The organism is Roseateles sp. GW821-FHT09G03, assembly GCF_059416045.1.
On sequence record NZ_JBWKOK010000007.1, the window covers coordinates 60771 to 72590 of the forward strand.

The following is an 11820-nucleotide window of genomic DNA, read 5'->3' on the forward strand; positions in this document are numbered from 1 at the left end:
GCTCTCGCGGGCGGGGTCTGGGCTCAGCCCTTGACGCCGCTGGACGTCGCGCCCTCGATGAAATGCTTCTGCGCCGCGAAGAACACCGCCACCGACGGGATCAGCGCCACGACCGAGATCGCGATGACGTTGGCCCACTCGACCTCCTCGGTCGCGCCGATGCTCATCTTCAGCGCGAGGGAGACGGGGTACTTCTCGACCGACGCGAGATAGATCAGCGGGCCCATGAAGTCGTTCATCGTCCAGATGAACTGGAAGACGACCACGGAAATGATGGCCGGCTTGAGCAGCGGGACGATGATGAACCACAGCAGCTGCAGCGCGTTGCAGCCGTCGATCTGCGCGGCCTCTTCCATGTCGCGCGGGATGCCGCGCAGGAACTGCACCAGCATGAAGACGAAGAAGGTGTCCGTCGCGAAAGCGGAGGGCACGATCAGCGGCAGGTAGGAGTCCAGCCAGCCGATCTCGCGGAAGACCAAGTACTGCGGCAGACGCAGCACGATCAGCGGCAGCATCATCGTGGCGATCATGATGCTGAAGAGCAGCTTGCGGCCCCAGAACTCGAAGCGTGCGAAGGCGTAGGCGACCAGCACGCAGGAGATCACCGTGACGATGATGCGCGGGATGGTGATCAGGAAGCTGTTGAGGAAGTAGGTGGCGAAGGTGTACTCGGTGCTGGTCTTCCAGCCTTTGGCGTAGGCGCTGAAGTCGAGGCGGTCGGGCAGGAAACCGGCGGAGCTGAAGATCTCGGCGTTGCTCTTGAAGGAGGCGCCGATCAGCCAGAGCAGCGGGTAGAGCATCACGATCGCCACCGCGCCGAGCGCGAGGTAGCGCAGCGTGCGGTTGCCGCGGTCGCGGCCCAGGATCAGGGCGGGGGCGGTGCCACGACCGCTGCCCTCACCCCCGCCCTCTCCCGCCAGCGGGAGAGGGAGTTGCGAAGTCCGGCGGCTCATCGCTTGGTCTCCTTCTCGCCGGAGTAGAAGACCCAGTACTTCGAGCTCCAGAAGGAGAGCGCCGCCAGGCCACCGACCAGCGCGAAGAGCACCCAGGACAAGGCCGCGCCGTAGCCGAGGTTGAAGAAGCGGAAGCTCTGGTCGTAGATGTAGAGCGCCAGCACGTAGGTCGAATGCAGCGGGCCGCCCTCGGTGATCATGTACGGGCCGTTGAACTCCTGGAAGGCGTGCACCATCTGCATGATCACGTTGAAGAAGATCACCGGCGTGATCAGCGGCACCGTGATCTTCCAGAACTGCTGCATCTTGCTGGCGCCGTCGCACTCGGCGGCCTCGTAGAGCGAGATGGACACGTTCTGCAGCGCTGCCAGGAAGATCACCATCGCGGAGCCGAACTGCCACGTGAACAGCAGCACGATGGTCCACATCGAGTAATGCTCGTCGGCGAGCCACGCGATCGGCTCGATGCCCAGCTTCATCAGCACCAGGTTGACCAGGCCGTTGCGCGCGAAGACGAAACGCCACAGCACCGCCACGGCGATCGAGCCGCCGAGGATGGACGGGATGTAGAACGCGGCGCGGAAGAAGTTGATGCCGCGCAGCTTGAAATTGAGCACATGCGCGATGAACAGGGCGAAACCCACGCGCAGCGGCACCGCCAGCAGCGCGAAGAGCAGCGTCACGCCCAGCGACTTGCGGAACAGCGGGTCCGCCGTCGCGAGCTCCTCGTAGTTCCGCAGACCGACGAAGGTCGGCGGATCGATCAGGTCGTACTGCGTGAAGCTGAGCGCGAAGCTCATCACGAAGGGGAAAAGCTTGAACAGCAGCACGCCCAGCACGAATGGCAGGACGAACAGAAAGCCCAGCTTCTTGTTCTCGTACATCGATCCCCCGTTGTCTCGTCGGTGGCCGATCATCAAAACCGCGCGCGTGGTGTCTTCATCCAGCGGAACCCATGGACCGGCTTTGCCGGGTCATCGGGTTCGCCCCCTTGAGGGGGCGCGCGCAGCGCGTAGGGGGTGGGCCCGGTTATCGAGCCAGCCAGCCGCCATCGACCGCGACGGTGTACCCGTTCACGTAGTCGGACGCCTTCGATGCGAGGAACACGACCGGCCCGGCGAGATCGTCCGGGCTGCCCCAGCGACCCGCCGGGATGCGGTCGAGGATCGCGGCGTTGCGCGTCTCGTCCTGGCGCAGCGCGGCGGTGTTGTTGGTCGCCATGTAGCCGGGCGCGATCGCGTTGACGTTGATGCCGTGCGAGGCCCATTCGTTGGCCATCAGCCGGGTGATGCCCATCACGCCGCTCTTGCTGGCCGTGTACGACGGCACCCGCACGCCGCCCTGGAAGGACAGCATCGACGCGACGTTGATGATCTTGCCGCCGCCGCCCTGTGCCAGGTATTGCCGGGCCACCGCCTGCGAGAAGAAGAACACCGTCTTCAGGTTGAGGTCGACGACGTCGTCCCAGTCCTTCTCGCTGAAGCGGATGGCGTCCTCGCGCCGGATGATGCCGGCGTTGTTGACGAGGATGTCGACACGCCCGGTCAGCGACTTGGCCTCGGCCACGAGGCCCTCGATGCAGCTGATGTCGCCGAGGTTGGCGCGCAGGTCGAGGAAGCGGCGCCCCAGGCGCTCGACCTCGGTGCGCGTCTCCGCCGGGTCGGACACGTTGACGCCCACGATGTGCGCGCCGGCCTGCGCCAGCGCGACCGCCATCCCCTGCCCCAGGCCGGTGTTGCAGCCCGAGACGATGGCCACGCGGCCGTCGAGTTGGAAGTTGTCCAGGATCATGTGGTTCTTTCTGTCGGCTCGATGAGGACGGCTCAGCGCAGCGTCGTCATCGGCACATGGTCCATGTCCTTGAACACCTGGTTCTCGCCGACCATGCCCCAGATGAAGGTGTAGGCCTGCGTGCCGACGCCGGAGTGGATGGACCAGCTCGGGCTGATCACCGCCTGCTCGTTGCGCACGACCAGGTGGCGGGTCTGCGTCGGCTCGCCCAGCATGTGGAACACCACCGCGTCGGACTTCATGTCGAAGTAGAAGTACACCTCCATGCGACGGTCGTGCTGGTGGCAGGGCATCGTGTTCCAGAGGCTGCCCGGCTCCAGCTGCGTCATGCCCATCAGCAGCTGGCAGGTCGGCAGCACGTCGGGCACCAGGAACTTGTGGATGGTGCGGCGGTTGCTGGTCTCGGGCGAGCCCAGCGTCTCCGGCGAGGCCTCGGCCAGCGTGACCTTGCGCGTCGGATACGCGGTGTGCGCCGGCGCGCAGTTGAAGTAGAGCTTGGCGGGGTTCGTCGCGTCGACGCTCTTGAACTCGACGATCTTCGCGCCCTGGCCGATGTAGAGCGCCTCGCGCGGGCCGACGTCGTACTGCGTGTCGTCGACGAAGACGCGCGCCGCGCCGCCGATGTTGATCAGGCCCAGCTCTCGCCGCTGCAGGAAGTAATCCGTGCCGGTGTGTTTGCCCAGCTCCGCCGAGAAGGTCACCGGCTTGGTCACCGGCATGATGCCGCCCACGATGATCCGGTCGATCTGGCTGTAGGTCAGCGTCGCCTCGTCGGGCTTGAACATGTCGTCGACCAGGAACTGGCGGCGCAGGCCTTCGGTGTCCAGCGTGCGGGCGTGTTCACTGTGGATGGGTTGGCGGATTTCCATGTCGTCTCCTGGCGGTCCGGTGGCTTCACGAGCTCTGATGGGATCGCAGCGTACGGGCCTGCGGACTTTCCCGAAACTATGGTTTCTATGTAGTGAACCACTGTTTCAATTTTCTGCGGCGTCGTTATAGTTGCTCGCAACGACGGCCGAGAACCGTCCTGAATCCAGGAGACGACCCGATGAGCAGCCCGTACTTCCTGAACGACGCCGAACCGTGGACCGAGCTCGGCGACGGCATCCGCCGCAAGATCGTCGGCCACACGCCGGAGCTGATGTCGGTGCTGGTCCAGTTCGACCAGGGCGCCATCGGCACGCCCCATGCGCACGACGCGCACGACCAGATCGCGTTCGTGATCAGCGGTTCGTTCGAATGCGACGTCGGCGGGGTGAAACGCGTGCTCAAGCCGGGCGACGCCTTCGTCGCGCCGCGGCTCACGACGCACGGCGTCGTCGCGCTGGAGGCCGGCAGCACGCTGCTGGACCAGTTCTCGCCGCGACGCGAGGACTACCTCTAGCCGCCCGCCATCCCGGCCGTTCTGGCCGTTCCAGCAGTTCCCCAGGGTCCGCGTCCGGCGCGGATCGCAACAGCAGTACCGAGGCGGCGATCGCACTGCAGCGATGACCGCTCCCGCCCTGCCGGCGCCCTGCGCGCGCCTGCGACCGACCGATGCCGCGAGAGCGACGGGCCACGATCCCACGCCCGCGGCCGCAGAAGAACCTTGGAGACAACGTCATGCCCCATCGCATTGGGACTCGCCTCGGGACGTCCACGTCCAACCCGCGTCGAGCATCGCCTGCCGCGGCGTCGGCGCCTCGCCTGACCCGCCTCGCCGCCTGCCTGCTCGGCACGGCCACGCTGTCGCTGCCCGCCTGGAGCCAGGACCAGGCCGCGCCCGCGCCGGCCAGCGCCGCATCGGCCGCCGCGTCGGCAACACCTGCCCCCGACAAGGCCGCGGACAAGGCGCTCGACACCGTCGTCGTCACCGGCATCCGCGCCTCGCTCGAGAGCGCGCTGAACGCCAAGCGCCAGGACCGCGGCATCGTCGACGTGATCAAGGCCGAGGACATCGCCAAGTTCCCCGACACCAATCTGGCCGAGTCGCTGCAACGCATCCCGGGCGTCGTCATCGACCGCGACGCCGGCGAAGGCCGCAACATCACCGTGCGCGGCCTGGGCGCCGACTTCACGCGGGTGCGCATCAACGGCATCGAGGCGCTGGCCACGACCGGCGGCACCGACAGCTCCGGCGGCGCGAACCGCTCGCGCGGCTTCGACTTCAACGTCTTCGCGGCGGAGCTCTTCAACACGATCACCGTCCGCAAGAGCAGCTCCGCCGAAGTGGACGAGGGCTCGCTCGGCGCGACCGTGGACCTGCAGGCGGCGCGGCCCTTCGACTTCAACAAGCGCGTCATCGCCGCCTCGGTGAAGGGTCGCTACAACGACCTGGCGCGCGAGACCGATCCGCGCGCCGCGTTCCTGCTCAGCGACGTGTTCCTCGACAAGAAGCTGGGCGTGCTGGTGTCGGGGGCGTACTCGAAGCGCCGTCTCTTCGAGGAAGGTTTCTCGACGGTGCGCTGGGACAACGGCGCGTCCTCCGGCGGCTGGTGCTCGCCGCAAGGCGTGACCCCGGCGAATCCGACGACCACCGCCACCAACTGCGGTCCCGCCGCGCAGGGCGTGCCGCGCCTGCCCGCATCGCCCGGCGCGACCGCGGCCTACAACGCGGCCAGCAGCGCCGACAACTTCCACCCGCGCCTGCCGCGCTACGGCCGGCTCACGCATGACCAGGACCGGCTCGGCCTGACCGGCTCCATCCAGTTCAAGCCGACGGACAGCACCTTGCTGACCTTCGACATGCTGTATTCGAAGCTGGACGCGACGCGCCGGGAGGACTTCCTCGAGGCCATCTCGTTCAGCCGCACGGCGAGCCAGGGCGGCAAGCCGCAGACCAGCGTGGTGGAGGCGCAGTACGCGCCCAACGGTGCGCTGCAGTACGGCGTGTTCAACGGCGTCGACATCCGCGCCGAGTCGCGCTATGACGAGCTGACGACCACCTTCCGCCAACCCAGCCTGACGCTGGAACAGGACATCACCGACCACCTCAAGCTCAATGCGAAGGTGGGCCGGGCCGACTCCAAGTTCCGCAACCCGGTGCAGACGACGGTCACGCTCGACGCGCTGAACGTCAACGGCTACACGCTGGACTTCCGCAACAACGACCGGCTGCCGGTCATCAAGTACCCGTTCGATCCGGCGGCGCAGAACGGCGCGCTGCAGATCGTCGGCGTGCCGCAGGTCACCACGGGCACGCAGCCGACGACGGTCACCAACACGACCACCAGCGAGATCCGCATCCGGCCTCAGGGTGCCAACAACGTCAACGACATCGCGCACCTGGACCTGGCCTGGGAGGTGATGCCGGACACGCTGACGTTGAAGGCCGGTCTCGACTACAAGAAATACAGCTTCGACACCTTCGAATTCCGGCGCATCAACCAGAACGACACGATCTTCTCGCCGGCGGCGGGCTCGGGCGTGCTGACGAAGATGCTGACCGGCTTCGGCCGCGGGCTCAGCCTGCCGGCGGGCACGCCGACCTCGTGGGTCATCCCCGACCTCAACGCGATCGCCGCGGCCTACGACATCTACTGCAACTGCATCAAGAGCGGCCCCGCGGGCGGTCCGGGCGACTACACGCTGTCCTCGATCACCAACGGCAACGCGCGCGGCAACAACCGCGCGGTGGTCGAGAAGGACACCGGCGGTTTCGTGCAGGCGGACTTCGAGGGTCGCCTGCTCGGCCTGCGCCTGCAAGGCAACGTGGGCGTGCGCTACGTCGTGACCGAGCAGGACGCGACCGGCTACCTGGCCACCGGCGGCGGCACCGAGGTCGTGATCGGGCAGAAGTACAAGGACTGGCTGCCGGCGCTGAACGTCTCGGCCAACCTGACCAAGGACCTGATCGCGCGCTTCGCCGCGGCCAAGGTGATGGCGCGTCCGCAGCTGGGCAACCTGAACCCGGGCGGCACGATCAGCACCACCGGCACGCTGTCGATCACCACGGGAAATCCGTACCTCAAGCCCTTCCGCGCAAAGACCTTCGACGGCAGCCTGGAGTGGTACTTCGGCCGCAACGCCTTCATCGGCGTGGGCCTGTTCCAGAAGAACATCGACACCTACATCCAGAGCCTGCGGACCAACGCGCCGTACAACCAGACGGGGCTGCCCCTGTCGCTGCTGCCGTCCAACTTCACCGGCGAGGAAGTGTTCCAGCTCACGACGCCGATCAACACCCCGGGGGGCAAGCTGCGCGGCATCGAGCTGAACTACCAGCAGCCGTTCACCTTCCTGCCCAGTTGGGGCAAGAACTTCGGCACGGTGCTCAACTACACCTACGTGAAGTCGAAGATCACCTACCTGATCTCGCCGACCAGCGACAGCACCATCTCGGACGACCTGCTCAACATGTCGCCCAAGTCATGGAACGCGACGCTGTACTACGACGACAACACCTTCAGCGCGCGGGTGTCGGCTTCGAAGCGCTCGTCGTTCCTGACGCGGGTGCCGGGGCAGAACAACAACGACGTCGAAGGGAAGAACGCGTCGCTCAACGTGGACGCGTCGATCTCGTACAAGGTCAACGACCACCTCACCATCACGCTGGAAGGCGTCAACCTGACCAACGAGGTGAACGACCAGTTCATCTCGAGGGCGCGGAACAGCCCTGTCGTCTATCACGTGACAGGTCGCGAGTTCCTGCTGGGGGCGAGCTACAAGTTCTGAGCTTGACTGCGTGGGGCGGAGCGCCGGCGCTCCGCCCCATTCCTTTCGCAGCACCGTGGATGACTCGCGAATGACTGCGTGAGGATGAGCGCCGACTCTCCACGGGGCATGGGGCCTCCCTCCGGGAACCCCAAGCCCCATTCCGGTCGCATCACCACGGAGCACTCATGAAGAAGTCATGGCTCGCGGCACTCGTCCTTGTGGCCGGCGCCGCACACGCGCAGAACTCGGCGTCGTCGTTGCGCGTGATCCTCGTCGGCGATTCGACGATGGCCACGAAGAGCGGCTACGGCGACGCGCTCTGCGCGCGCTTCAAACCCGAGGTGACCTGCCTCAACGTCGCCAAGGGCGGCCGCAGCACAAAGAGCTTCCGCGCCGAAGGCCGCTGGGGTCAGGTGTTGACGCTGCTGCGCGATCGACCGGCCGGCCAGACCGACGTGGTGCTCATGCAGTTCGGCCACAACGATCAGCCCGGCAAGCCGGGCCGCTCCACCGACCTGCAGACGGAGTTCCCCGTGAACCTCGCCGGCTACATCACCGACGTCGCGCCGACCGGCGCGCGGCTGGTGATGCTGACGCCGCTCACGCGCCGGAGCTTCGACGCGCAGGGCAGGCTCGAGAACAACCTGCGCCCGTGGGCCGACGCGACAATCCGCGTCAGCGCCGAGCACCAGGTTCCGCTGATCGACCTGAACGCGATCAGCCACGCGGCGGTCCAGACGATGGGCGAGACCGAAGCCGACACGCTGGCGATGGCGCCGAAGCCGATCGACGCCCCAGTGCAGGCCGCGTCAGCGCCCGAACGCGCGGGCGCCGCGAATCCGGTCTTCGATCGCACGCACCTCGGCCCCAAGGGCGCGCAGGTGTTCTCGGCGATGGTCGCCGAGCAACTGGTCGTCGTGATGCCGGAGCTCAAGCGCTGGATGCGCTGAACCTTTCCCTCAGAGCAGATCCGTCATCGCCTCGGCGGGAATGATCGCGCCGGGATGACCGATCACGCGCGCTGCGACGCGATTGCCATGCGCCGCCGCGTCTACGGCATCGTGTCCCGCCAGCCGACGCGCCAAATAGCCGCCCGCGAACGAATCCCCCGCTGCCGTCGTGTCGACGACGCGCTCGACCCACTGCGTCGGCGCTTCGAGCCAACGTCCCTGTCCATCGGCTGCACGAACGAGCGTCGACGAAGCGCCGCGTTTGATGAGCACCTCGGGCGCCGACAAAGCCTTCGCATGCGCGATCGCGGCGTCGGGGTCAGGCAAATCCATGAGCGCCTGGTGATCGTCCGCCGTCACCAGCGCGATCGTGGCGAGCGAGAAGGCCCGTTCGAACTCGACACGCGCCGCGTGCCGGTCCGCCCACAGGCGAGGCCGGTAGTTGTTGTCGAAGACGACGTGAGCACCACGCTCGCGCATCACGCCCATCAGCGCATAGAGGCGTTCACGCCCCGCCGGCGGCAGGATCGCGAGCGTGATGCCGCTGAGGTAAAGCGCATCGAAGTCATCCGCGTGCGTTTCCAGCGGCGTGCGCTCGACATCGAAGTACGCCTTCGCCGCGGCGGCGTCGCGCCAATAGTGGAAGCTGCGCTCGCCGCGCCCGTCGACCTCGATCATGTAGAGCCCGGGCATGCGCCCCGCGAGGCGCCGCACCAGCCGCGTGTCGATGCCCTGCTCGCGCCAGCGTTCGAGCAGCCCCGCACTGAGGCCGTCCTCGCCGAGGGCCGTCGCGTACGCCACCTCCAGCCCGGCCGCCGCACCGCAGCGGCGCAGATAGACGGCGGTATTGAAGGTGTCGCCGCCGTAGCCCAGCGTCATCGCGCCGAAGGCCTCGCCCTTGAGTTCCAGCATGCATTCGCCGATCACGGCCACGCGTTGGGTCATCGGAATCCTCTGCGTTTCCTGTTTTTGAAACGGTGTTTTGGATTCTGATTCCAGAGGGCGGCGCGCACCACGGGAGTGACCCCTAGCGAGGCCTCATCGCGTGCTGCGAGACCGGCTCGAATGCGTGAAGGCTGAAGAGGAAATGAATTGGGGTGACCGGTCGGGATCGAACCGACGGCCTCCGGGGCCACAACCCGGCGCGCTGACCGACTGCGCTACGGCCACCCTTGAACTGGACTCGACGCCCGGATTCGAACCGGGGACGGCTTGCGCCAGCGGATTTGCAATCCGCCGCCTTGAACCTCTTGGCTACGTCGAGATGAATGCGTGAGATGTCCTCTCTCGGCTGTGTCCGCACGCGAGCCCGGCCGCTTGAGCGGTGCGTCTCGCTGCATGCCGGCGCGGCCGCGTCGGCACACATGCACGTCGAGCCGGCCCGCCGCTTGTGCACGGACACACCCGAGAGAAGAAGTGAAAAACAAGAAGGCCCGGATCCTTGCGGAATCCGGGCCTCTTTCGAGTCCTGCGAATCGTGGCGCGCTTGTCGGCTAGGCCTTGCGCGCTGAGTGATCCGCCCCGTCATCCGCACCAGCCATCCGGTGGGGATGGCCTTCGGTTGCATGGCAATGACAGCAGCGGCGATGCGCGTTCACCATGGACGCAGCCACACCGCCGATGGGCAGTGCGTTGGTCTGGAGGGCGATGGCGCGGTTCATGATCAGCTCGTTCGAATTCTGGAGGGAGCAGGTCGGTCGACCCGTTCCGTTGTTCTGGAATGAAGCGGATTGTGAACACCGTTCACATCGCCGTCAACTAGAATCTGTGAATACTTTTCACATCGCTCGTGACCACCCCCACCTCGACCCTCCGCCGCCAGAACGTCCTGTCGCTCTTCCAGGAGTTCGTCGAGCAGAGCATCGCCACCGGCGGATCGCCGAAGGGGCTTGAGGCGGCCTTCGCGGAGAAGCTCGAAGTCAGCCGCGCGACCTGGAGCATGGCCAAGTCCGGCGAGCGCCCCATCGGGGACAAGCTCGCGCGCCAGTTCGAGGACCGCTGCGGACAACCGTCAGGCTGGCTCGATGAGGAACGCGCGCCCAAGGGCATGAGCCAGGCCGAACAGCAGTTCGTCGCGCTGGCGCTCAAGACCTATCGGGAAACCAACAGTGACGGGCGCAAGAAGCTGCGGCAGGTGCTCAAGACATGGTCGACGGACACGACGTGAGTGGCTTGCCGCAAGCGGGCGCCCTCACCTCGCCTTGAACCACCGCCCCAACGTCGCCCGTTCCTCATCGGTGATGCCGGTCGCGTTGTTCAGCGGCATGGTCTTCTGCACCACGACCTGCTGGTAGATCTCCGCCGCGTGCTGCTCGATCATCTGCGGCTCGTGGAACTGGATCCGCTTGGGTGCGAGCGCGGCGTTGTGGCACGCGAGGCAGCGCGCATTGACGATCGTCTTCACCTGCTCGAACGACACCTCAGTGGAGTCACTCAGCGCAGCAGTCGCGCCGGGGCCGGGTGTTGCCGACGAGGTCGCCGTCGTCGTCGTCGGGGGAACCATCGTGACGGGCACCGTCGCCGGCTGCGGCGCCAGCCACGCGATCAGCACCGCGAGGAGCATGACGACCGCCACCAGCAGCGGCCACGCGTCGATGCCCTTGTGGCGCTTCACGAACCAGGTGCGCACCAGCGCGCCGGTCAGCATCAGCATCACCAGCACCAGCCAGTTGTGCGCGTGGCTGTAGAGCATGCCGTAGTGGTTGGACAGCATCGCGATCAGCACCGGCAGCGTGAAGTAGGTGTTGTGCACGCTGCGCTGCTTGCCGCGCTGGCCGTGGACCGGGTCCACCGGCCGGCCCGCCCGCATGTCGGCGATGACCTGCTTCTGGCCCGGGATGATCCAAAAGAAGACGTTCGCGCTCATCATCGTGGCGATCATCGCGCCGGTGATCAGGAAGGCCGCCCGGCCGGCGAAGAGCTGGCATGCGCCCCACGCCGCCCCGACGACGGCCACTGCGATCAGACCGAGCACCACGCCATCGTTGCCGATCGAGCCGTCGGCTTTGCGCCCGAAGCGCCGGCAGATCTGGTCGTAGACCAGCCAGCCGCCCACCAGGAAACCGAGCGCCCCGGCCACGGCCGCGGGCGCGCTCCAGTCGAAGACGCGCTTGTCGATCAGGTAGGTGTCGGCGTTGAAGAGGTACAGCAGCGCGAAGAGCGCGAAGCCGCTCATCCACGTCCAGTAGCTCTCCCAGTAGAACCAGTGCAGGTGCTGCGGCAGGTTGGCCGGCGCGACCATGTACTTCTGCGGGTTGTAGAAACCGCCGCCGTGCACCGCCCACAGCTCGCCGTCCACGCCCTTGGACTTGAGGTCCTCGGCTTGCGGCTTGAGCAGGTGGTTGTCCAGCCAGACGAAATAGAAGGAGGCGCCGATCCAGGCGATGGCCACGATCACGTGCAGCCAGCGCAGCAGCAGATTGGCCCAGTCAAGCAGGTAGCTGTCCATCAACGAACGTCGAGCAAGATCCGGACCACCACTGCGGGCGCTG

Annotated in this window: 11 protein-coding genes and 2 tRNA genes; 4 read left to right on the forward strand and 9 right to left on the reverse strand. The window is 66.6% G+C overall.

The window, feature by feature from the left end:
• Positions 1-23: 23 nt before the first annotated feature.
• The 4 genes from AC07OZ_RS23295 to kduI form a co-directional block, all read right to left on the reverse strand.
• Positions 24-953: a carbohydrate ABC transporter permease gene (locus tag AC07OZ_RS23295; protein ID WP_495469453.1), complete on the reverse strand. Its 930-nt coding sequence runs from the start codon at positions 951-953 to the stop codon at positions 24-26.
• Positions 950-1837 carry a carbohydrate ABC transporter permease gene (locus AC07OZ_RS23300; protein WP_431261013.1) on the reverse strand — a complete coding sequence of 296 codons (888 nt, stop codon included), beginning with the start codon at positions 1835-1837 and terminating at the stop codon, positions 950-952. Before AC07OZ_RS23300 ends, AC07OZ_RS23295 begins: the two co-directional genes overlap by 4 nt.
• 145 nt (positions 1838-1982) lie before the next feature.
• Positions 1983-2744, reverse strand: a complete 762-nt coding sequence (gene kduD, locus AC07OZ_RS23305; RefSeq protein WP_297526818.1) for a 2-dehydro-3-deoxy-D-gluconate 5-dehydrogenase KduD — start codon at positions 2742-2744, stop codon at positions 1983-1985.
• Positions 2745-2776: 32 nt separating this feature from the next.
• Positions 2777-3613, reverse strand: a complete 837-nt coding sequence (gene kduI / locus AC07OZ_RS23310) for a 5-dehydro-4-deoxy-D-glucuronate isomerase (RefSeq protein WP_495469454.1) — start codon at positions 3611-3613, stop codon at positions 2777-2779.
• 179 nt (positions 3614-3792) lie between these two features.
• On the opposite strand from kduI, the gene AC07OZ_RS23315 reads away from it, so the two are divergent.
• The 3 genes from AC07OZ_RS23315 (at position 3793) to AC07OZ_RS23325 (ending at position 8329) form a co-directional block, all read left to right on the forward strand.
• Positions 3793-4128, forward strand: coding sequence for a cupin domain-containing protein (locus AC07OZ_RS23315; RefSeq protein WP_495469455.1), 336 nt, complete (start codon positions 3793-3795; stop codon positions 4126-4128).
• 218 nt (positions 4129-4346) lie between these two features.
• Entirely contained in the window at positions 4347-7397 is a 3051-nt protein-coding gene (locus AC07OZ_RS23320; protein ID WP_495469456.1) for a TonB-dependent receptor, read from the forward strand.
• Positions 7398-7564: 167 nt separating this feature from the next.
• Positions 7565-8329, forward strand: a complete 765-nt coding sequence (locus AC07OZ_RS23325) for a rhamnogalacturonan acetylesterase (RefSeq protein ID WP_495469457.1) — start codon at positions 7565-7567, stop codon at positions 8327-8329.
• A 9-nt stretch (positions 8330-8338) separates the two neighbouring features.
• On the opposite strand, the gene AC07OZ_RS23330 is transcribed toward AC07OZ_RS23325, so the two are convergent.
• The 4 genes from AC07OZ_RS23330 to AC07OZ_RS23345 all read right to left on the reverse strand — a co-directional run bounded on the left by AC07OZ_RS23330 (position 8339) and on the right by AC07OZ_RS23345 (position 9990).
• Complete coding sequence (locus AC07OZ_RS23330; RefSeq protein WP_495469458.1) at positions 8339-9274, reverse strand: sugar kinase; 936 nt, start codon at positions 9272-9274, stop codon at positions 8339-8341.
• 148 nt (positions 9275-9422) lie between these two features.
• A tRNA-His gene (locus AC07OZ_RS23335) sits at positions 9423-9499 on the reverse strand.
• A gap of 8 nt (positions 9500-9507) precedes the next feature.
• Positions 9508-9593 (reverse strand) — tRNA-Cys (locus AC07OZ_RS23340).
• A 229-nt stretch (positions 9594-9822) separates the two neighbouring features.
• Positions 9823-9990, reverse strand: coding sequence for a hypothetical protein (locus AC07OZ_RS23345; protein ID WP_495469459.1), 168 nt, complete (start codon positions 9988-9990; stop codon positions 9823-9825).
• Between the two features lie 128 nt (positions 9991-10118).
• Here AC07OZ_RS23345 and AC07OZ_RS23350 point away from each other — a divergent pair, with 128 nt between their 5' ends.
• Positions 10119-10496, forward strand: coding sequence for a hypothetical protein (locus AC07OZ_RS23350; RefSeq protein WP_495469460.1), 378 nt, complete (start codon positions 10119-10121; stop codon positions 10494-10496).
• A 24-nt stretch (positions 10497-10520) separates the two neighbouring features.
• Here AC07OZ_RS23350 and AC07OZ_RS23355 read toward each other — a convergent pair whose 3' ends face one another.
• Complete coding sequence (locus AC07OZ_RS23355) at positions 10521-11777, reverse strand: urate hydroxylase PuuD (RefSeq protein WP_495469461.1); 1257 nt, start codon at positions 11775-11777, stop codon at positions 10521-10523.
• Between the last annotated feature and the right edge of the window lie 43 nt (positions 11778-11820).